The 22,278-nt window shown below is 36.2% G+C and carries 16 protein-coding genes; 2 read left to right on the forward strand and 14 right to left on the reverse strand.

Going from position 1 to position 22,278, the window contains the following annotated elements; all coding sequences use genetic code 11:
• Window positions 1-48: 48 nt before the first annotated feature.
• Window positions 49-1,188, forward strand: a complete 1,140-nt coding sequence (locus EJN90_RS01375) for an exonuclease SbcCD subunit D (RefSeq protein WP_456077582.1) — start codon at window positions 49-51, stop codon at window positions 1,186-1,188.
• Complete coding sequence (locus tag EJN90_RS01380) at window positions 1,185-4,247, forward strand: AAA family ATPase (RefSeq protein ID WP_126108515.1); 3,063 nt, start codon at window positions 1,185-1,187, stop codon at window positions 4,245-4,247. Before EJN90_RS01375 ends, EJN90_RS01380 begins: the two co-directional genes overlap by 4 nt.
• 182 nt (window positions 4,248-4,429) lie before the next feature.
• Here EJN90_RS01380 and EJN90_RS01385 read toward each other — a convergent pair whose 3' ends face one another.
• The 14 genes from EJN90_RS01385 to EJN90_RS01450 all read right to left on the reverse strand — a co-directional run bounded on the left by EJN90_RS01385 (window position 4,430) and on the right by EJN90_RS01450 (window position 22,277).
• Entirely contained in the window at window positions 4,430-4,840 is a 411-nt protein-coding gene (locus tag EJN90_RS01385; RefSeq protein WP_126108516.1) for a universal stress protein, read from the reverse strand.
• A 106-nt stretch (window positions 4,841-4,946) separates the two neighbouring features.
• Window positions 4,947-6,071 carry a PfkB family carbohydrate kinase gene (locus EJN90_RS01390; protein WP_126108517.1) on the reverse strand — a complete coding sequence of 375 codons (1,125 nt, stop codon included), beginning with the start codon at window positions 6,069-6,071 and terminating at the stop codon, window positions 4,947-4,949.
• Between the two features lie 153 nt (window positions 6,072-6,224).
• Window positions 6,225-6,893 carry a tetratricopeptide repeat protein gene (locus EJN90_RS01395; protein ID WP_126108518.1) on the reverse strand — a complete coding sequence of 223 codons (669 nt, stop codon included), beginning with the start codon at window positions 6,891-6,893 and terminating at the stop codon, window positions 6,225-6,227.
• 116 nt (window positions 6,894-7,009) lie between these two features.
• Window positions 7,010-8,002 (reverse strand): class C sortase, encoded by a 993-nt coding sequence (locus EJN90_RS01400; RefSeq protein WP_126108519.1) that lies wholly within the window; start codon window positions 8,000-8,002, stop codon window positions 7,010-7,012.
• Complete coding sequence (locus EJN90_RS01405) at window positions 7,999-8,880, reverse strand: class C sortase (RefSeq protein WP_126108520.1); 882 nt, start codon at window positions 8,878-8,880, stop codon at window positions 7,999-8,001. The genes EJN90_RS01400 and EJN90_RS01405 overlap by 4 nt, the downstream gene beginning before the upstream one ends.
• A 128-nt stretch (window positions 8,881-9,008) precedes the next feature.
• A complete protein-coding gene (locus tag EJN90_RS01410) occupies window positions 9,009-14,237 on the reverse strand; it encodes a SpaA isopeptide-forming pilin-related protein (protein WP_126108521.1) in 5,229 nt (1,742 codons plus the stop codon).
• A gap of 708 nt (window positions 14,238-14,945) precedes the next feature.
• Window positions 14,946-16,148 (reverse strand): CapA family protein, encoded by a 1,203-nt coding sequence (locus EJN90_RS01415; protein ID WP_126108522.1) that lies wholly within the window; start codon window positions 16,146-16,148, stop codon window positions 14,946-14,948.
• Window positions 16,149-16,343: 195 nt separating this feature from the next.
• Window positions 16,344-17,051 (reverse strand): hypothetical protein, encoded by a 708-nt coding sequence (locus EJN90_RS01420; protein ID WP_126108523.1) that lies wholly within the window; start codon window positions 17,049-17,051, stop codon window positions 16,344-16,346.
• Window positions 17,052-17,196: 145 nt separating this feature from the next.
• Complete coding sequence (locus EJN90_RS01425; RefSeq protein WP_322348867.1) at window positions 17,197-18,207, reverse strand: ABC transporter substrate-binding protein; 1,011 nt, start codon at window positions 18,205-18,207, stop codon at window positions 17,197-17,199.
• 404 nt (window positions 18,208-18,611) lie between these two features.
• Window positions 18,612-19,187 (reverse strand): SOS response-associated peptidase, encoded by a 576-nt coding sequence (locus tag EJN90_RS01430; RefSeq protein WP_126108525.1) that lies wholly within the window; start codon window positions 19,185-19,187, stop codon window positions 18,612-18,614.
• 2 nt (window positions 19,188-19,189) lie between these two features.
• Entirely contained in the window at window positions 19,190-19,717 is a 528-nt protein-coding gene (locus EJN90_RS01435) for a biotin transporter BioY (RefSeq protein WP_126108526.1), read from the reverse strand.
• A 1-nt stretch (window position 19,718) separates the two neighbouring features.
• Window positions 19,719-20,699 carry a biotin--[acetyl-CoA-carboxylase] ligase gene (locus EJN90_RS01440; protein WP_126108527.1) on the reverse strand — a complete coding sequence of 327 codons (981 nt, stop codon included), beginning with the start codon at window positions 20,697-20,699 and terminating at the stop codon, window positions 19,719-19,721.
• Window positions 20,700-20,860: 161 nt separating this feature from the next.
• A complete protein-coding gene (locus EJN90_RS01445; protein ID WP_227872545.1) occupies window positions 20,861-21,634 on the reverse strand; it encodes a 3D domain-containing protein in 774 nt (257 codons plus the stop codon).
• Window positions 21,635-22,067: 433 nt separating this feature from the next.
• The gene (locus EJN90_RS01450; protein WP_126108529.1) at window positions 22,068-22,277 is read right to left on the reverse strand and encodes a heavy-metal-associated domain-containing protein; all 210 of its coding nucleotides are present in this window, start codon (window positions 22,275-22,277) and stop codon (window positions 22,068-22,070) included.
• Window position 22,278: the final 1 nt, after the last annotated feature.

Here is a 22,278-nt window from a genome sequence, read left to right on the forward strand (position 1 = left end):
TATAATAGTAGTAAATCACTTATTCTCTCTAAATGATAACATAAAGGAGTGACGTTCTTGAGAATATTGCATACTGCCGATTGGCATTTAGGAAAAATTGTTAATGAGTACTCCATGATTGAAGATCAACGCTATTTTTTACATGAACTAGTCGATACGATTAAAACATTAGAGATTGATGTGATCATCATAGCTGGAGATCTGTATGATCGGTCCTTGCCTGCCAAAGAAGCCGTCGCTTTAGCAGATGAAATTTTAACCCGGATGATTCGTGAATTGTCGATTCCAGTTTTAGTTATTGCAGGAAATCATGATAGTAATGAAAGAATTGAATACGGTTCTCGTTTATTTACAGAAAACGGTTTGTATATGGAAGGCACCATCAAACCTATCACAAGAAAGGTAACCATTAAAAATACAAATTTTTACCTCGCCCCTTTTGGAGACCCTCTTTATGTTCGAGAAATCGTCAAGAAGCCAGATATTCGAACGATGGAAGATGTCACACGACATCAAGTAGAACAAATAAAGAAAAATCTAAAGCTGGATGAAGTAAATATTTTTATTGGGCACGGGTATGTTATAAATGGAACAGAACAATCTGTCGAAGCTTCTGATTCAGAAAGACCTTTAAGCATTGGTACCGCCGAATATGTTCCGGTTGAAATGCTTGATTGCTTTGATTATGTTGCTCTTGGACATCTGCATAAACCACAAAAAGTGAAGGACAAACATGTTCGATACAGCGGATCTATTTTGAAGTATTCAAAATCAGAATGCCTTCACAAAAAACAAGTGAGCTTAGTCGAAATTGGAAAAAATCACTTGGAAGTAACCCCTATTTATATCCAACCACTTCGAGATATGCGAATCATACGCGGATATTTTGAAGATATTTTAAAAGGTCAGTCAGAAGACTACCTATTTTTTGAGCTAGAAGACGAGCTACTCATTACAGATACAATGAATCGTTTACGTCATAAATATCCAAATGCAATGGGATTGGAATATATTCATCAGAAAGAAAGTTTTCATTCAAATCTGCGCCATAACCAGAATGATTTAAAAACCATTTCTTTCCCTGATTTGTTTGAAGATTTTTATATGGAACATACACAAGTAATTTTAAATGAGAAAGAAAAAACATTAATCCAAAAAGCTTTTCATAAAGCAGAAAGGAGTTTATGATGAGACCCATTTTATTAGAAATGACTGCTTTTGGTCCATACAAAGAAAAAACGACCATCGATTTTAGAAAGTTTAACAATCAAAATCTTTTTTTAATAAGTGGTGCTACTGGCGCTGGTAAAACAACGATTTTCGATGCAATCTCCTATGCCTTGTATGACGACGCGAGTGGGAATAGTCGGAGTAAAGATACCTTCAAATCAGATTTCGCAGATGACACTGATCTGTGTCAAGTAACTTTTCTCTTTGAACTAAATGGAAAAGAGTACCGTATTGAACGAACCCCTCGACAAATGGGCCCCGGTAAACGAAACGGCACAAAACAATATGAATCTGCGGTTGCTTTCTATCATGAAAACGGCATAACGACAAAAATAAAAGAAGCCAACCAGGAAATTGAATCGTTACTTTCTCTTTCCTATGATCAGTTCAAACAAATTGTTATGCTGCCACAAGGGGAATTCAAGAAACTACTGGAATCAGACAGCAAAGATAAAGAACAAATCTTTCGAAATATCTTTCAAACTGAAATCATTTTAGCTTTTCAAGAGGAATTAAAAAATCAAGTTGCAGTCTTGAAAAAAGATGCCGAAGAAGCGAATATATCATTAAGAACCTCCTTACGGTATTTAGCTGACCTGGACGATGTAGTTCTTCAAGATGCGATTATGACTGAAGATATTGAATCCGTTATTCAACGTTTAGCAGAAGTAACCAATGAATTTGAATTGCAAGAAAATCAAATTACTCACTCTTTAAATATGAGCCAACAAACAATTAAAAAAGTCGAAAAACAATTAGAAGAATTACAAAAACTGCAACAACTATTGATTGAAAAAGAAGAACTGGCTCAAGAAAAAGATTCTTTCGAACAAATTAACAGGCACATTCAAAATTTTGAAAAAGCTCAAGGATGTTTAGAAGCGAAAAATACAGTTGAAAGCGAACAGCAAGAATTAACAGCTTTGGAAAATAAACGAACTTCAAACGAACAGTTAGTAATCCAGCTCAATATGGATGCTGAAAATGAAAAAAATCTTTTTATAAGACTACAAGACGAGTATAAAAAAATACCTGAGTGGCGAGAAAAAGAAAAAGAACTTACAAAGCAAAAAGAACAACAACTCGATTTGCTACAAATGAAAAATGAATCTGCCTCTTTACAAAAAGTCCAAGACAAAAAAGAAAGAGAATATGCAGAAATTTCTGAAGAACTTCTCTCATTACAAAAAGAAATCAAACGATTAGAAGAAAAACATGAAAAAAGTAAACAAGCACAAGAACAACTCACAAGATTAAAAGAGCAGCAAAAAGACCTTCAGATTGAATACAGCCAGTTAGAACAATATGACGAGAACATCAATCGCTTGTTGGTAATTATAGAGGAGTGGCATGAAGCAATTTCCACCCTAAAAGAGATGAAAGAGAAAGCACAAAAATCCAGTCATCACTTAATGAAAAAACGAACATTATATTATGATAACTTAGCTGGTTTGTTAGCCTCTCAACTTTCGGATGATATGCCCTGTCCAGTTTGTGGATCATTTGATCACCCTGCTCTTGCACTGCCAAATGAAGAAGCTCCCACAAAAGAACAGCTAGATACAATTCAAAAATCAAATGATGAGATTCAACAACTTTACGCTACTCAAGCTACTACAGTGGCAAACCTTCATAAACAAATTAAAAGTATGGAAGAGCAGCTGGAACTTGCGGATTATGACCATTTAGAAATCAAAAAAGAAACACAAGAGCAATTTGCAGAAAAACAAATCGAGATGGAAAAATTAGTCTTACAAATTAATGAAAAGCAGCAACAAGCTTCTCAATTAGAAGAATTGGCAAGTGCTTTAGCCGCATTTAATAAGAAAGAAAGAAGTTTAGAATTAACGAAAAAAGAACAACAAATAAATATTGAAAATCAAAATCGGCAATTACAAACTATTTTAAAAGAGATAGAGGCATTAACAAAAATTATTCCTTCAATTAACTTAGATGAAATCACGGAACAAATAAAAGAAGTAGAAAACCAAATAAAAAAGACTGAAAAAGATTACCCGATTGTGCAAGAAAAAATAGCCACTATTGAAAAAAATATAGCTATCAAGAATACGGAGAACGATTCATTCAATAACCAAATTGAAGCAGCGGAAAAAAGAGTCCAAAATGCTACTGCTCTTTTCCAACAAAAACTGTCAGAAGCAAATCTCTCTGAGGATTTCGAAAAAAGTCTTATTTCCAAAGATACTTATACATTGAATGTGGAGCAGTATACACATTACCAAGATTCTGTAAAAATAAATCAGAGAAATATTCTAAGCCAAAAAGAAATCCTTAGCTCTTATGACGGGAAAAGTGAAGAAGAGTTGGATGAGATACTCGCTCGCATAATCAATGAAGTGGAACAAGAAAACTCGAAGCTACAAACGCTGTCGATGCAAAAACAAACAGCTGTAAGAGGACAAAAAAATATAACTGATACCTATTCAGAGCTGAGTGATGTAAGAGAAAAATATAGTCAAATCAGACGAATATCCGAAGTTGCAAACGGAACTTCGAAAGAAACCGGACGGCTATCATTCGAGCGGTATGTCTTAGCTATCTACTATGAAGAAATTGTCCAAGCAGCCAATCTTCGACTAAAAGACATGACTGCCGGACGATACTTGTTACTTCGTTCGGAAGAAATTGGAAAAGGCGCGGGAGCCAGAGGGCTTGAATTGGATGTGTTCGATAATTATACAAGTCAAAAAAGAAGCGTAAAAACTCTATCCGGTGGAGAAAGTTTCAAAGCCTCTCTAGCGCTAGCTTTAGGTTTGAGTGATGTGATGCAACAACAAAGTGGCGGTATACAAATCGATACACTTTTCATTGATGAAGGATTTGGCTCTCTCGATTCAGAATCTTTGGACAGCGCCATTCAGACCTTAGCTGACTTGAATGCATTAGGAAGAATGGTAGGCGTGATTTCACACGTGGAAGAGTTAAAAACACGTATTCCTGTTCATATCGAAGTTTCTCATTCAACAAATGGAAGCTCCGCAAAAATTACAATGTAAGAGGCGGAGAATAAGACTGAAAGCCAGGCGCTCTCTATTTTTAGTGTTGTTAGAATTGTACAGCCTCATTCCAAAGAAAATCTCTTTCGAAGCACTGATACCAGAAATGATAAAACCAAAAGACACCAAGCTTGGGATTGTTCCCAGCCTGGTGTCTTTATTCTTTAAAATAAATGATGATTCTACTTTACAATCAATACATCACAACGAGCATAACGAGTAACATGGTTCGTAATCGATCCTACAACCAGTTTTGCAATTCGACCCTTTCCGGTCGCCCCTATTACAATTAAATCGATGTTCCAGTCCTTTACTAACTCTTCAGCAATGAGTTTTTTTGCGCTGCCAAATTTAATATCCTTTTTAATAGAAAGATTCTCTTTATCAGCATGTGCCTCTAAAGATTTAAAAAGTCCTTCTCTATCCCTTTCAATTGAAGCAGCTTCATCCGGATCATTCGTCTTATCAACAATTGTTACTAAATGTAATACCGCTTCGTTTCGTTTGGCAATTTGAACGGCCTTTTTAAAAGCATTGATTGACTGCTGTGAACCATCTACAGGTATTAAAATGTTTTTGTAATCTTTACTCATACCTTTCAGCTCCTCTCGCCTTATAAAGAAAACGCTTCCTTCTCTTTTATTTTACACTAAAAAGAGGAAAGAGAAAATAAATTTCTGTTTTTTGCGATCCAGATTCTTATATCTTTTCGAATTCAACTTCACCAAATTCTTTGATATCTTTTTCTAAAAGTGCTTGTGAAAGATCTTCACGCACTTTATGTAAAGATTTCGTTGTCTTCGCCGCATTTACAATTCCAGTTAAAATAACATCAATTAGGTTTTTAGTATGCATGTAACGGTATAACATTCCCGCAACTAAGGCTTCGTTCGTTCCCCACACATAAGAGTTGGAGTCCGTGTTTCGTAAATCAAAGCGAATCATACCGTGTTTTTGGCTAGCAAATTGAACTCGTTTACTTCGATCCATAATAATTACATGCTCTACCCCTCTATCCAGAAAATGATTCAACGCTGTTTTTAATGATTCATCGTCGTTGATTTTCATGTTCAACATTAATTCAGCTTCTTTTTGGGTAGTGATAAAAATTTTAACACCTTTTAGATTCTCAGGAATATTGTGTGCTTTTAAAGCTGACACAGTCACCATTGCGAGTGGTATTTTATTTTTTATTACGATATCCAACAATAACTCTGTCGCTTCTTTTGGCAAGTTTGTATCTACCAAAATTCCCTTTGCTTGTTTTAACAAGGCAGAGCGTTTCATCAGCCAATTCGGACTCATTTGGTCAAAAATATCCATTTCAGACAAGCCAACAAGCATCTCATTCTGTTTGTTCAATACTTCCATGTACATACCAGTAGAGAATCCTGGGATTTCTTCTACTTCATTCAACTTCATAAAAGGTCTCATGTTTTCTTTGATAGATTTCGCTTCTTGATCATCACCAAGCAATGATAATAGAACGACATCTTCTTGCAGCCTTCCTAAATTCTCAGCAACACTTAATGCGACTCCTCCATAAGTGATCTGAGAAGTGACTTTATTCGATTCACCAGTGATTAATTCATCTTCAATGAAATATCTTCGATCAATCGCTGCCGCCCCAATACATATAATCGGACGTGTTTCATTGACTACATAAGCCTTCCCTAATAAATAGCCTCTTTTTACTAAACCTGAAATGATATTTGCTACTGCTGGTCTAGATAAACCAATTTTATCAGCTAACTCCTGTTGGGAGATGAAGGGATTCTCCTTAATATATGTAAAAACTCTGGATTCTTTTTCGTTAAGAATCATATGGCATTCCCCTTTTGTTTAATCATACTTTCTATTATCTTCTCCTTTGTTAATAAAATAACAGAAATTAATCTTTATTAATGAAATTTCATAGTCATACATTCTATCATAGCAATTCTATTTTGAGTTCGCAATTACAATCCATAGATGAGGTCAAAGATCTTCAGTTTCTTCGATATCATCTATTTTAAATGCAATGATTTTCATATTTCTCTGATCATCTAGCTCTCTGAATAAATCTAAACTTTTTAAATAAAAATTCTTTGCTTCAATTTTTTTCCCCATAGATTGATAATAATCTCCTATTTTCGCTTGTAAATAAGCAATACTTATCTTTTCATTTGATTTTTTTGCATATTCTAAAGCTTTTTTCAAATGGGCTTCGCTTTTAATAGGATGATGACACTCGATAAATACTAAAGCTTTTTCATAGTGTGCCACTGAAAGACCTTCAAAATCATTAGGGACGTACTTCTCTCGATACATAATTTCTTCATTTGCGAGTATTTCCGCTGCTCCTGAATCGTTCATCAGTCTACAAATTTTAATGAGTTCATGCAACATCTCCAATTCGTGCTCCATGTTGTTCGCTTTTTGGGCATTCAATCTTCCCTCTTGAAAACAACTTTTTGCACCTTCATAATTCTGCTGCATTGCATAGTTTATTCCTAAGCCATAAACTACTTTTTGATATAGCTGATTATCTTTTTCATCCATTAGGTACAGCGCTTCTAAAAAATATTTCTCCGCTTCAACATACTCTCCCTTCTCGTGTAATTCAAGCGCTAAGTCCGATATTTTCTTTATATCAATTTCCTTCATATGTTTCACCCCTTCTTCCTTGCAAAGAAGAATCTCTCAAGTTCATAGTAGCATGAGGTGAAATAGAAAGTAAAACACATTGAACAACATCCCTAAAAACAAAGATATAGGTCTTCCTATTTTTTATTTTTTATGTGGTTATTTTTATAAATCATACTGAAAGCACCCAAAATAGCAAACAAACAAAGAACGATGATTAAACGATTAAATAATAATTCTTTTCGTACAGCCCTCTCTAAACTAGGGTCGAGGAATTTTACGATAATATCCAGGATATTTTTGCCAGTAAAATCCGTCCCTTCTTTTTTTTCATACAGTTCGTACGAAGAAATATTTGAAGTAGAGGCAACTAAATTTTGGTAGTTGCTTAGTAATGAGGATTGAGTTTCTTTGCTTGGGACTCGTTTAGCGTAAATGAGAATACGTTGGTTATTCACGCGATAAGGATGACAGGATAATAAGGTTAGTAGATCCTCTCCTTCCACGATTTTTAAACTTGAACTATCATAAGGCGAAATAATCGCATTACCAGTTACTGCATATAAAAGAATTTCATTTAATATATGAAGTTCAATCAAGTCTCCTTCCTTAAGTAAGTCGATATGTCTAAAATAGTTCGCTCCTGCATATCCCCTATGTCCTGAAATCACGGAATGTGTTCCAGGTCCTCCTCCTGGAACAGAAGCGCCTTCTACTGTTGCAGTGCCTAGTGATAAGTGATAATCAGTTGCTCCAATATAGATAGGAAGCCGTTCACCAATTTTCGGAATCACTATGTAGCCCAGCATGTTATTTGGAAATTTCGATGATGAAAATGTTTTCCCTTCCTCATCTTCTATCACAGAGAAAGGATCAATGTAATTCATCTCCAGATTCGATACTTGTTGATTATTCGAAGCCACTTGTTCAACGGTATGACGTTGTTCCCTCATTTCTTCAAGAAGGATTTCTCGCTCTTCAATCGTTACTTGATTGATTTGGTTTTGATATTGATACAAATCATATTCTCGGATGATTTCATTATAAAGAATACGAATTTGAGGAATCATGATAATGAAGGCGCCGATAATAAACAGCCATAGTGATAAGTTTTTGCGCTTCTTTTTCATGATTCATCACCAACTTTTTTTCTCTTGCGAATTACAATGAATACGATAATTAAAATAGCACTAAACAGCAATATGGTAACCCCATATATCCACACGGACTGTTCTTTTTCAACAACGTATTGAATCATTTTCCTGGAAATCGGTTCATTCTCTTCAATAGGAACATAGGGTATCCTTGTTCCCGTAATTAAAATGCGATGTGTATTAATCATGTAAGGTGTACAAGTAATGAGTGTAGCTAAATCACGTCCTTCTTGGATTTTTAATGAATCAGTCTCATGTGGCAAGACGGTCTCAATCGACTCAATTTGATAAGCAAGGGTACCAGCTACAGAATGTATATAAAAAATATCATCGATTTTTAAATCTACAATATCTGTAAAAAGTTCAGCACTGGGAAGTCCACGATGTCCGGTTAATGCAGTGTGTGTATTTTCTCCACCTACCGGCATAGAGCTGTTAGGCAAAAGACCAATTCCTCTTTGTAAAATATAATCAGTTGTTCCTTTGTAGATAGGAATATCGATATTTATTTTAGGTATCTCGATATGACCAAGCGTTTCTCCTAATCGACTGTCATTCATGTCTTCCGCTTCCATTGATGCTATTTCGGCAGAATCATCATTTTCAAAAGGATCAACATACTCAATCGTTCCTTGCTTTAAAGACTGGTTATATTCTTGTAATTTCTCTAATTCAATTTCCTTTGCCTGCTCGTCTAACTTTTGTTGTTGCTTCTGATAATCATAAATTGTAATCGCTTGAGAATATTCCGCATAGATATTACTTAAATTTGGATATAAAAAAATACCTAGACCAAATAGAAAAACAATGCCAATTATGATATTCTTTTGCATATTACTCAGTTTTTTTTTCATAATCGTTCCTCTATTCTCTTATGTATAAAGGTATAGCTATGCATTGCTCATCAAAAGGTCTTCCATGTAAGAGAAGGCCCTTTGATGAACAGGCGAGTTCCCTCGCCTGTCTGCTCACTTGACTAAGTTTATTGTTCTTCTTTGCGATACAGTTTTACAGCTCCAAGCATCATGCCGATTCCTGCAATTGTGAAAGCAATGGTACCGAATCCGCCTGTAGATGGTAAATCAATTTGAGGCATATTCAGAACATTGTGCGGATCAATTGCATAAGAGGTATCATCTACTTCGAATTCAAAATCATCTCGTAACATATGTCCTGGCAATGCAGTCACTTCTTCCAAGAAGTATGTTCCAAATGATAGTCCTTTAATTTCAAAGTTTCCATCTTTATCAGATGTTAAGATCAGTGGATTCTCATTGCCTGATCTCCAAGTACGATCAGCTTGCAAGTATTCTTTTGTATTTCCAACAAGCCTATAAACATGGAATTTTGCTCCGCTATAGTCTTTTAAATCTTTTGTAGAAGTTTTATCGAATTTCGCTCCACCTGTTTGAGTAATATCTGGATCAGAAGGTTTTGTTGTTAATCCAGATCCATTATCAAATTCTAAGTCGAACATATTTGGAATGTCTTCACCCATCACTGCTGTTTCATTAATTGTTGTATCGAAGAATACATCAATAGTTTTTCCAGCATAAGCCGCTAAATCTGCTGGCTTAAATGCGATGGCTAATGTTCCACCGCTTTGTGTAGTAGGTTCTGTAATTGTTGCAACACTTAAAGGAAGTGCTACTCCATCTACTTCTATTCTTACACTAGCAGGCACATAGTCCAAACGACTATCTAAATCATCTCTAAAAGTAAAGATTTCATAGTTTGAAATGTCTGCCGGAATCCTTGTACTTAATTTCCATTCCACCACTTCACCATAGTTTGCTGAATTCTCATCATCATCGTCATCTGTATTTTCCTTTTCTGGTGTAGAAGTAATGTAGTTTTTAAACACTTCTTTACCAAGTGGATTAATTGATGCCTTATCGTCAGATAAATCGTTATCGTGGTCTTCTAGACCTACTGTAAAGTCAATTGGGGTAGCATTCACTCCATATGGATCTGATACGCTTGTTTCTCTAATGCGGTAGTTTCCTGTTTCCAGACCTAAATCATTGGCATCGAAGTAAACTTGAACGCTATCTCCAGAAGTTACAGTAACAGTTTTACTTTCAATTAACGTTTCAGTAGCACCATCCAGTTTATAGAGGTTAAAGGTGGCTGTTTTCGTTTCGCCGCCTGTTTCAAACCATTTTTTGAAAGCAACAGAAGCTAAAACAACTTGATTCTTCGCATAAACATGGACTTTATCGAGCCATTCTGTTCCTGTTTCGTTCGTCATTGGAACATCTACCAAGAATGGCGGACTGAAATAATTTACACCACGAGGCTGTGCTGTTTCTACAACTAGATATCTACCAGCAAGCAGGTTAGAAAATGTCGCTAACCCATTGGTACCCGTTGTCATTGATCCAACGGCCGTCAAACCTGTTGTGTCAGCTGGAGGTACATCTAAATCGTCAGCAACTTTGTAAATGGTAAAGGTTGCTCCTGCTAAGGGTGCATAAGGAAAATCAGCAATAATTTCTCCATTATGATCCTCAATATTAGGAATTTCTGTCCCGTGGAACTGTGTTTTGTGAATAATTAAGTCACCCTTCAGCGGACGGGCATTATCCCATTTTCCTGTTGCCGAAACAGCCGGTGCTGCAGCACCTAATAAAAGCACTAAAGAAAATAGTAATCCAAACAGCCCTCTAAACTTCTTAGTCATTTTATTCCTCTCCTTTTCTACTCCATCTTTTTTTGTTTTTTTAAAGAAAACTCCTGCGCCAAGCATTAATACTAGACCAAGAATCATGAATAACGGTGTTCCCATTCCTCCTGTAGCGGGAAGAACTTGTTTCTTGGTATTGAGTATTTCAATTTCTATGTGTGACCCTGAGTCTCCACCGATTGTAATTTCCCAGTGACGATTTGGCAGTGAGTAACCAGCAGGTGCCTTTGTTTCAAACAATTGGTAAGTGCCATATGGAACCTTCTCGAACTCTAATTTTCCATCTACGGTCGTTCCATCCTGTACTACAGAACCATCCAAATTGCGTAATTCGAATTCTGCACCGTCAAGCAAAATTGGATTTGAGGGATCAGATTTATCTACTTTAGTAATGGTAAGCTTCCCTACCTTGAGTGTGTTATAAATATCGAATCCATCTACAGTGGAGTCGTAATGAGTGACTTCCTCTTCTTTCACTGTGTAGACATATTCCACACCATTTTCATCAATTTTTGGTATATTTTTGAAAATACCAAACCAATTTCCATCCTCATCAGCAACAATTTTTATGGTTTGGAAAGGTTCTTCCATATCATTTTGATAAAGATGGACCGTAATGTTTTCTGGTCGAAGAGCCATTTCATCATCATTATCTTCCCAATGCTTTGTAACAGGTAAATCTCGTGTCTCTTTTTCATTCACGATTTCAAGCGGGCTACTCGGAACAACTGCCGGAGGGGATCCTTCTTCTCCTGATTTTGTAACAGTAACTTTTACGGCTCCATTTTCCCATTCAACGGTAACCGTATAAACACTACTTTCTTTTATATAACCATTTGGTGCTTGCGTTTCAGTTAAGGTATAGACTCCCTTACTTAAAGCTGTAAATATTACGGTCCCTGAACTCTCAGTGGACAAAACAGTATTTTCCCCATCTTTGCTTAATGTAAAAGTCGCTGGAGAATGTTTAATGAGATTTCCTTGCTCATCAATTTTTTTAACAACAAGTGAGCCTGTTTTTACTTTCACTCGGATGTAGCCAGTTATTTTACAACCTTTTTGATCAGTCACAATAACTTTATAAGTTGTGTCGGTTGTTGGGTTTACAGTAGGATTTTTCTCTGTAGAAATGGCTTGATCACCGAGATACCAAGCATAAGTATAGTCTCCTGTTCCTCCCGTTACTTCAAAGTAGTTTTCCTTCTCAGGATCAGTCCCTACACCTAATTGAACTGAATCTCCTTTGAGAATCGTTACGTCAGTGTTAACGATTTCTAACTGAAGCGGAACATGGACCGTTGGCACAGGGAATAACATTTCTTGATTTCTGTCCCCGTTGACATTCGTATAAGTGAGTTTGGCCCACTCATTTGTCGGAAGCTTGTCTTCTGGATTACCGCTTCCGATTACCGAATCTTTCGCCTTCACTTTATAGGTTAATGTAGGAGTATTAATTAAAGCGCCAATGCTCCAACTGATGGTTCGAGTCGTTGGATTGTAAGTCGCTCCAGATGGTAAAGAATCTGCAACTAAATCAAAATCATCTCCAATCACATCTTGCACGACTGCATTGGTCCCATAATTATCAAGCTGACTGAAAATACTCTCGAAAATTTGTTGCAGCTGGTCTTGACTAGGAGCTTCATAGAAACCACTATCTTGAACTCTTTCAAGGAAGGTGCGCGCAGCAGAAAGTTCACTGCTATTCATTCCTTGTGTTAAGCCAATGGTATACAGATCCGCATAAGTTTTAATCAAATCCGATGCTGTAACTGCCCTTGTGAAGTGAACGCTATTTGGATTTGTACTTTCATTGTATTGATTACCATTACTTGCAGTTGGCAGGCCATCCGTAAAGAGGATTGCCACTTGTTTAGCGTTTTGTCTCATGCCGTTATTAAAGACTGTGTTCCCTTGTCTCAGCCCAGCTTCCGTGTTGGTTCCATTCAGAGGAGTTAATCCATTAATAGAGCTCTGCACCTGTGTTAGATTGTTGGTGAAATTTCTATCAGTTGACGCTTCACTTTGATTGCCGTAACCAGTTGTAGAACTTGGTCCAGCGAAACTTACGATGGCAACCCGATTTTCTGGATTTTGAAGAACCAAACTTGCAAAGTTTATTGCTGCTTGTTTCAATGCATCCATCCTGCTTACAGTGCTTCTTGTATAAAATGGTTTAGGCGTAGGATTATTAGAATTAGTTGATCCCTGAGATGAATCATTTCCTGTAGGCGACCAACTGACATATCTCCAGTTAAAACCCGTGCTATATCTCCAACGGTTATTTCCGTACGATACACTTTGATACTGTCCGTCAATCTTTACATAATAGGTATGCTGAGTAGACGGAGTACTTGTGATAGCATTATAAGTATAAGTATTTTCTGACATACTTCCTGATCTATCAAGCATCAGTACGACGTCTAGTGGTTGTACAGGCGGTACACCTGTTATATTGAGGGTTACTTGGTAGGTACGACAGCCTTCACATTCTTCAGCTGTTTTGTCTAAGGAGATACTTCCGGGGTTATCTTCAGTGGTTTTTGCTTTAAAAGCAGTGGAGAATTTGCTGAGTCCTTGGATAGTCGGTGAGAAATATCTGGATACATAGTCTTTTGATACGGGTTCCGCAATATTAGGATCCACTACCTCTACTTCATCAATTGGCAGGTCCATATCCGGTAGAGTCGATTCCTCTTCTTTCCCTGGTTCTTCAGCTGAACTTGACTCTTCCTTAACTTCTTCTTTTTCTTCTACAGACTCGGCTTGTTCCGGAGGAGTAGTAGTTTCAGTTTCCTCCACACCTTCTTCACTTTCGATTTCTGCAGATGTTTCTTCGGAAACTTCCTCCACTTCTTCAACGGGGGCTGTAATTTCTTCTTCAGGAACCACTTCTTCTACTACAGCTTCTTCAACCGGCTCTTCAGATTCTTCTATCATTTCTACTACTTCTTCTGGCACTTCTATTTCTGGTTCGGGTTCTTCTAGGATTGGGAGAGCTAATGAGATGGTTTTAGTATTCGGAGAAGAATGGAGCGTGGTGTTCGAAGCAGTTTCTTGAGTGACTGTTTCAACGAGCATTCTGAGGGATGCACTGGAAACAGTGGTATCTAAAACATCCGTAGTAAAGGTAATTATTTGTGTTTGAGCACTAGGGGTGAGTTCCTTTGGCCGTAATTGAATTATGCCACTCTTGGATTCACTTGTAACATTTGAACTGATTGTATGAGGAGCTCCTAAGCCTCCTCCACCCACATCTACTTCGAGTTTTTGTAAAGTGGCTTCCTCTGTTGGATTCTTATTCAGAGTTATTTCCCATTGGACTGTTGTTCCGTCATTTGCTAGATTGGCAACTACTGATGCTGATCCGTCTGAACCTTCGTACAGAATGGATTCAACAACTCTTGTTGTTGCTGCTGCAACTTCTGTTATATTACCAAACGCTTGAATGAAATTTGGTAATATCATGACGACTGTCAGCAACCACATCAACGTCTTATCCAAATATTTAGTACGATGATGCATATTCTTTCCTCCTTTTGTCTTTTGATAAAACGTTAGCAACAAACATTTGGCATGCGAAAAAAACACTTGTTTATAGATAAAAACAAAAGGCACGAAGTTAATGAAAAAATAATTCTGGAATTGTAAGAGTTGTTTATTCGAAGAAAAAATCTGGAGAAATGCTGGTTCTTCCACGCCGGGGATTTTGGCATGATTTGAGGATAAAAATTATGAAGAATGCATTCCTCCAAACCTGCCTGTGTGAAGGCATAAATAGATTGGTGGTATGTATAAGGACATGCATATATATTTTTTATAGCGAGTTGGAATTATAATAAATGGGTAGTATGTGGCCAAAAAAGATGGTAAAAAAAGTGGTTTAAAAAATGAAGTGGCTTTTTTAAAGCGTTTTCGTTCTATTTGACCCTATTATACTCAGAATGTTTTATGAATGCAACTACAATTTAAACATTTGTTGAACTTTTTTTGAAAAATAGAAAAGCGGACAAGTCCGCCTTGGCCTATGAAAAAATAGGAAATTTGACCCTGAATGAGCAGCGAAGCGCGCAATGGGGCAAATTTATCTTTTTTTCATTAGGTCAGGACTTGGGAGCTAGACATTGATGGCTGAACTTATAATCCCCTAGTCTATAAAAAATACACTGCTCTAAGTTTGACTATATCAAGCTTTAAGCAATGTATTTATTTCTTTTTTGAGAATTTTTGTCATTATTGCAAAAATTCTGCTGGTATAATTTCATTTACCATTTCTTGGTAGTTTTCTTGAGTAATTTCAATCCCATTATATCCATTCAAGCCATGAAGCGCAGCAATATCATTTGTATACTCATCTAACATGTAAATTTTGAAATTCCGTCTGCTGTTTTCAATATCTTCTAGTTTAGCAGTATAATGACTCACAGTTGGCTTGAACAACACATTTTCAATCGTTATGCCTTCATCTCTGTCAACAAAATCAAAAGAAATCATTCCACCAAGCGTGTTGAAGTCTTCCAACGAATGTGCGATTAGGTTTCCCAAAGAATAAATCACTAATGTTTCATTTCCATTCTCACCCGTTACCCATTCGATTGATTGAATAATATGCGGGTGAGTGCCTACGACAACATCCACTTCTAAATCAGCAAATAATTGTGCATAGTATTCCTGAAATTCATTGAGAACAGGTGTATTCTCATCCCCCCAATGCGCAGACACAATTACAACATCACTCACTTCTTTTGCGCGTGCAACATCTTCACGAATTTTTTCTTCATCAAAATACGCTACCCGCCAATCAGTATCCGGTTCAATACCGTTTGTGCCATACGTGTAGGCTAAAAATGAGAAGGTAATTCCCTTTCTCTCGATTGTAGGAACTGTATTCCGAGATTCTTCATCTAAAAATGTACCCGTAAATAACAAATCATCGAACTGGTTCCAAACGTTAACAGCATGAATTGCTCCCGGATAATCATAATCAAGCGTATGGTTCGTCGCGCCATTGACTAAGTCGAAGCCTAGATCGTACATATTTTGTCCCATTTCGTCAGGGGTATTAAAGGCCGGGTACCCGGTATACGGATAATCGGGACCCGCAAAAATTGTTTCTTGATTTAGAAATGCAAGATCTGCTTCGCCTACTGATTCTGCGATATTATCGTAGATAGGGGTAAAATCATAGCTTCCATCATCCTCTAATGCAGTATACAACACAGAATCATGGATTAAATTATCTCCAACTCCAACAAAAGAAACGCGTGTATCCTCATCTTTCTCCATTTCCTCTACAGCAGATGATTGTTCTTCTTCAATTAAACTAGCAGATTCAGAATTTACTTCTTCAGAAATCGATTCATTCGAATCAGAACTTCCATTAGAGCTGCAAGCAAATAAAAAAACTGAAGCCAATAACGGTAAATATTTTTTCATCACCAAACCTCCTTAACCGTTATTATATTACTCTCTACAATACTTGTCATTCTTTTAGTAGAAAAGCGAATAAGCCCGCCTTGGTCTATGAAAAATAAGAAGCTGGGAAAAAACTCCCAACCCCTTATCTTTACCCGTATAATGCAGCCTAAATGTGCTCAAAAAGGCAGCCCTGACTTCCACTTTCTTTACGAATTAAATTGGTAAAGTTTTTGTTGCGATAAATCGTTGCCTGGCAAGTAGAATACCTGTGAAGCCGATTAGCACTACCACCCACAGCGGTACATGGAAAATTGTTATCCTCAATCTCAATATTACATAAGGAATAAGAAATGATAATCCAATACAGATATAATTAATATACTCCCTGTATTGGAATTCTTGATCCTTCGGCTGATGGATTAACGCTGCTCTTTGCCTTCGATAAAATAAACTAATAAAAGAGACAACTAATAATACTCCTCCTGCCGCTAATCCTAGTATGCTATACGGCATCGGAATGAATACTGCTTCAGCCAGCGAATATTCATACCAAGCAGCTAAAAGGAAAGTGAAAAAAGCATATCCCACTAAATAAAGAGAAAACGCATACAATGGGAATTGAAATTTATCCAAAAAAATCGTCAACGGACGAAGTTTCATACAATCATGGATAATTTTCTCGACAAAGGCTTTGTGGTTCGTCCCATATTGTTCATCAGCACGCTTGCCATCTAATTGAGCTTCACGAATCTGCAAAAGGACAATTTTATGAATCTCTTTTTGTAGATCCACATTACCAACCACTAATTCCCCCTCTAACAGCTCTAAGCATTTTTTATAATATTCTTCATTGTAAGGCAATAATTCTTCTGGAGTAAGATTTTGCTTAAAGTTCGTTGGGATTACTTCTTTTCCAAGCATGATGATCACACCTTCCGCAGTTCTTATCCTTATCGGCTTTTATAATCATATTATAACGGATAGAAAATCAAAAATGAACAAATAAGCCTTTCCTGATTTTTAAAAATGGACGAACAGATAAAATATGTTCGTCCATCAAATGTAATTATTCTGGAACAGAAATTGACTCAGGATCAATTCCTAATGCTTCTGCCATTTCTTCGTTAACCACCAATTCTAGTTTTTGAGAAGATTCAACAGATAAGGAAGACGGATCTGCTCCATTTTCTAAAATTTCTAAAGCCATTTCTCCGGTTTGACGACCTAGTTCATAATAGTTAATTCCATAAGTAGCTAGCCCGCCTGCAAGAACCTGTTCAGTTGAAGCCGCAACAACTGGAAGACTATAATTTATTGCTACTTGAGCCACAGTCGCCATGGTACTGGCTAAAGTATTATCTGTTGGAATATAAATTCCTTCTACATCCTGTGCTAAAGACTCCATTACTTGTTGTACATCATTAGTAGAAGAAACCGTTTTTGTAATAACATTTTTGCCTTTCACTTCTAAAATGCTTCCAGCCTGTTCTGCTTGGATGACAGAGTTTGGTTCACTTGAATTGTAAATGATTCCGATGTTTTCCGCCTCTGGAGCAACTGATAAGAGTAACTCTACTTGCTCTGCAATCGGACCTGCATCTGTTGTCCCTGTGATATTCGCTCCCGGAGCGTCTAAACTTTCTACTAGACCAGCATCAACTGGATCCGTTACTGCCGTGAATAAAATAGGAATATCCTTTTCAATATTTGCAAGTGATTGAGCTGCTGGTGTAGCGATTGCCAAGATTAAATCATTATTTCCTGATAACCGCTCAGACATGGTCTGCAAGTTCGCTTGATCACCTTGTGCATTTTGATAATCAATCGTTAAGTTTTCGCCTTCTGCATACCCTGCCTCTTCTAATACATCAACAAATCCTTTTCGGGAAGCATTCAATGATTCATGGTCCATTAATTGCAAAATTCCTATTGATAGACTTTCTTTTGTATCGTTCCCACCAGTTGAACTTGCTGTGGAGTCTCCATTGTTCTCAGTGGCTTCGTTCCCACAAGCTGCTAAAAGTAAGCCTGTACCTAAAGTTAATCCTAATTTTCGTTTCCAATTCTTCATTGACATCATCATTTCCTCCTAGAAATTCAGTGATCTTTTCTATAGATTCCTAAAAATAAGCCACAAAAAACCCCGCTCAGATGAACTGGTAATCTGGGCGGGGTTTTGTTTATTTATCAGTAAAATGAAAACTTTCTTTTACTAATGCCACTCAGATTTTTTAATCTATGTGGCATTTGCTCACGCAAAAGTACTCTAGCCTCATAGATACAAACGTTGTTTGCTTCGTTTGTATCCATGGAAATCATGTTTACAAACTTTATCTAAAGAAGCTAAAGTAAAATTTTTGCATTAATTGAACAGTTTTCATCTTCGTAGTCATAGAAATTCCTCACATCATTTTATTTGATAGAAATATCATACTCAATCAAACATTAGAAGTCAATGATAAAATTAAAAAAAGAATGAGACTATTCAATAATTAATGTTTCTTTTGTTGGAACAAGTAACTTTGTCACTTCCAAAGCTGGTAATTGATGATTTAAGTAACTTTCCTCATCTTTTGGCGATAAAATGACTGGCATACGATCGTGTATTTTCTCAATCTGTTTAGATGAATTTGTAGTAATAATCGAAAACCTCTCCTGAAGCGATCCGTCTGGTTGGCTATAAGATTTTTTAATACCAGCTAAAGATACAATCGGCATATTCTCTACTGATATTTTTCTTTTCATTTTTTTACCATTTACTTCTTCCCATTCAAAAAATGCTGTAACTGGAATGATACACCTAGAGTGCAAAAAAGAATCACGGAAAGTTGGTTTTTGTAAAATTGTTTCAGCTCTTGCATTGATAAGCGGCTTTTTAGAAAAGGATTCTATAAAACCCCATTTCATCATAACTATTTTACCTTCTTCAATTACCACAGGGCAGACATCGGTAGGAAAAACCTCAGCTTTTGGAAACCACTTGTTGTTTTCTTCTACGATATGGTATCTTTCCCATAATTCTTTTTTAATTGTATCTAGTTCATATCTTCCACACATAATTACGTGCTCCTTTTTACTTTGATTGCTTTACTAGCTAGTATTTTTGCTATTGTTACTGCCATAATTCCTTTTAGAAAATCTCCCGGTAAAAAAAGAAGTACACCAGTTAATAATATTTGCATCAATGTTAACTGGTTTTCTAGAACAACATTTAATATAAATGCCATATACGGTGTTCCTATAAGGTAAATCAATAGAGTAGCAATGACTATTAAAAAGCTTTGGTTCCGCAATTTTCCTTTCATTTTAATCCAAGAGATCAGGGGTGCTACTATTAAAAAAGCAATTAAAAAACCAAAACTCGGGCTCATAATAATCGGTAAGCCTCTGACTAACAGTGAAAGCAATAGATGGATTAGTTGTGAAAAAAATGCCCCTTTTGGGGATAATAATAAAGCAGATAATAAAACAAACAAGGTTTGTAAAGTAATCGGGACCGGCCCCAATGGTATCATAATAAAGCTCCCAATAAAACTTAGAGCCGCCATAATACTAATTCTTGCTATTTCTTGTGCAGTAATTTTCATATTATCCATTCCCTTCTTTCATTCGAATACTTATTTCTCCGTATGATAATACCATTTTTTGATTAGAGTTTAGTCGTACCACTAATCCTCCTTGATCATCAACAGCCTTCGCGATACCACTATATTTTTCTTTGTTTTTTGTAAATGTAATTTCTTTCCCTAATACAAAGCAACGTTTTCGATACTCTTTTAGAAACTCTCTTGTTTCTATTTTTTCATAAATTTGATAATAGCGATTAATAATGGCTGATGCTAGTTGATTACGAGAGACCTGAGCTTCTTGTCCTTCTAGCAAACCGCCTATTTTTTTAATTAATTCAACAGGAATGTTCTCTTTATCCAGAGTCATGTTAACCCCTATTCCAAGAATAATTGATTGAATCGTTTGCGTTTCGAGACTTAAAATTCCTTCTGTCAAAATCCCACAAATTTTCTGTCCATTCACAAAAATATCGTTCACCCATTTTATCTGCGGTTTTACGTCCGTTAATTCCTCGATCGCTTGGCACACCGCGACAGCTGCAGCAGTAGTAACTAGGGTTGGATCAACAGATTGAGGTATTTCTTGCAACACAAGAGACATATATAGACCTGTCTTTGTTGGCGAATGAAAAGATCTTCCTAATCTTCCTCTGCCAGAGGTTTGTTCATCTGCTAGAATCAAAAAGTCCCCTTCCTTTATTTCATCTAATTTTCGTTTCGCTTCCGCATTTGTAGAATCTACCTGCTCGTAAATCATGATTGACAAGGGTTCTTCCAAATCCTGACTTATACTTTCTGAATTTAACACATCTGAAAAGGATGATAATCGATAACCACTATTTGTTGATGATTCAATTTGATATCCTTCTTCCCGAAGTGCTCGAATTGCTTTCCAAACAGAAGTACGACTAATTCCTAATTGATCTGCAATCGTCTGTCCAGAATAAGGCACATTTTTATTTACTTCTAACATCTGTAATACTTGTTTTTTTGTAGACATACAGAATATTCCCTCCGTCTTTTTTACTATCATAAAGAAACAACAGACATATTGTCAACTACTTTTTTTAAAATGGGGTAACAATTTAACTTTACTATCTTTACAATGCAAAAAAAAGTCGAAAGTGAATATCACTCTCGACTTTAACTAGTTATTTTGTTTTATGGAATTACAGTAATTTCCATTTGTTGACGTCCAAACGCCCAAGCAGAATTTAAATCTGTAATATGAACATCAATGCGGTTTCCAATGATTGCTGAACCTGTATCTCCAGCAGTGTATGTACCGTATCCTGGAACAATAACTGTAGAGCCCAGTGGAATAACACTTGGATCAACTGCAATTACATTAGGATTTTGACGTAGATTAATTCCTGTATAAGTATAATCACTTAATGATGGTTGATTTGTAGAATAAGCTGTAGCTTCAACTGTTAAAGTGTATCCTTCAGAAGTTGACTGTGTAGCAACTTCTTCTACAACTGGCTCTTCAATTGCTGGAGCTTCTTCAACTACTGTTTCTTCTACAACTTCAACTGGAGTCTCAACTTCTACAACTTCTTCCTCTTTACTTACGTCGTATGAACGAGCGTCTTCACCTTCACCCACAGTCATTACTTTGTGGTCTGATGACAGTGAAATTGAATTTCCAGCAATAATCATATCTGCATTAGAAATGTTATTCACTTCTACTAATGTATTTAGTGGTACTTCAGTTGCTGCAGCGATTGCTGATAGAGTATCTCCCCAAGTAAATACATATTTGCTTCCATTTTCATCTTCTAAAATATCTTGTTTGATTTCTTCAACAGTACGTGCACTCCAAGTTTCTGCTGTATATTCAGCTGCGCTTGCTTCAGATGGATTTGAGAATGCTAAGATTCCAGAAAATGCAATAGAAGCTCCTGTGATAAAAATTTTCTTTTTGATATTCATTATATTTATTCTTTCCCTTCTTTTATAACCCTGACCATTCGATTAGCCAACTACTTTAAGTTTCAGTATCTTTTTATTTTTCTAAAAAAGATACGTCTTTTAAAACCACAGTCATCCTAACACGAATAATCAACTCTGTACGCATTAACATGGTTTTGTCAAAGGTCTTTAATCATTTTGTATTAAGAAGGGAAGTTTATTACAAAAAAAACTCAAATATTACATACATTTCTTAAAACAATTGTTTCTGTAACATTATTTTTGTAAGTTTATATTTATTTTTCTTATTATATCACGCTTTCATTTGCAATAAAAAGAAACAAAAGTTTTTTAAACGAAAAAATAAGGAAGCAGCCTTTTGACCGCTCTCTTATTTTTTTTATAGTGCAGGCTTCATAATTTTTTCTTTCTACAATGACTTGAGCCGCTTTTCTTATTTTACTCCCGTAACTTCGTAACTCGTTTCCGCTAAAGCTGATACAAATTCTTCTTTCGAGATTGTTCTCGGACTTGTAACAATTGCGTTTTTTTCTTCGCGATTTATCTGTACATCTTCAACATCTTTTATAGTTGAGAAATGTTCTTTCACATTTGCGGCACAACCATCACATTTCATTCCTTCAATTAGTACTTTAAACTCCATA

It is taken from the genome of Jeotgalibaca ciconiae, from assembly GCF_003955755.1.
GTDB classification, from domain to species: Bacteria; Bacillota; Bacilli; order Lactobacillales; family Aerococcaceae; genus Jeotgalibaca; species Jeotgalibaca ciconiae.

Coding starts and splice junctions, on each gene's coding strand:
- EJN90_RS01380 (WP_126108515.1), top strand. CDS start 1,185: ATGATGAGACCCATTTTATTAGAAATGACTGCTTTTGGTCCATACAAA.
- EJN90_RS01385 (WP_126108516.1), bottom strand. CDS start 4,840: ATGAGTAAAGATTACAAAAACATTTTAATACCTGTAGATGGTTCACAG.
- EJN90_RS01390 (WP_126108517.1), bottom strand. CDS start 6,071: ATGATTCTTAACGAAAAAGAATCCAGAGTTTTTACATATATTAAGGAG.
- EJN90_RS01395 (WP_126108518.1), bottom strand. CDS start 6,893: ATGAAGGAAATTGATATAAAGAAAATATCGGACTTAGCGCTTGAATTA.
- EJN90_RS01400 (WP_126108519.1), bottom strand. CDS start 8,002: ATGAAAAAGAAGCGCAAAAACTTATCACTATGGCTGTTTATTATCGGC.
- EJN90_RS01405 (WP_126108520.1), bottom strand. CDS start 8,880: ATGAAAAAAAAACTGAGTAATATGCAAAAGAATATCATAATTGGCATT.
- EJN90_RS01410 (WP_126108521.1), bottom strand. CDS start 14,237: ATGCATCATCGTACTAAATATTTGGATAAGACGTTGATGTGGTTGCTG.
- EJN90_RS01415 (WP_126108522.1), bottom strand. CDS start 16,148: ATGAAAAAATATTTACCGTTATTGGCTTCAGTTTTTTTATTTGCTTGC.
- EJN90_RS01420 (WP_126108523.1), bottom strand. CDS start 17,051: ATGCTTGGAAAAGAAGTAATCCCAACGAACTTTAAGCAAAATCTTACT.
- EJN90_RS01425 (WP_322348867.1), bottom strand. CDS start 18,207: ATGTCAATGAAGAATTGGAAACGAAAATTAGGATTAACTTTAGGTACA.
- EJN90_RS01430 (WP_126108525.1), bottom strand. CDS start 19,187: ATGTGTGGAAGATATGAACTAGATACAATTAAAAAAGAATTATGGGAA.
- EJN90_RS01435 (WP_126108526.1), bottom strand. CDS start 19,717: ATGAAAATTACTGCACAAGAAATAGCAAGAATTAGTATTATGGCGGCT.
- EJN90_RS01440 (WP_126108527.1), bottom strand. CDS start 20,699: ATGTCTACAAAAAAACAAGTATTACAGATGTTAGAAGTAAATAAAAAT.
- EJN90_RS01445 (WP_227872545.1), bottom strand. CDS start 21,634: ATGAATATCAAAAAGAAAATTTTTATCACAGGAGCTTCTATTGCATTT.
- EJN90_RS01450 (WP_126108529.1), bottom strand. CDS start 22,277: ATGGAGTTTAAAGTACTAATTGAAGGAATGAAATGTGATGGTTGTGCC.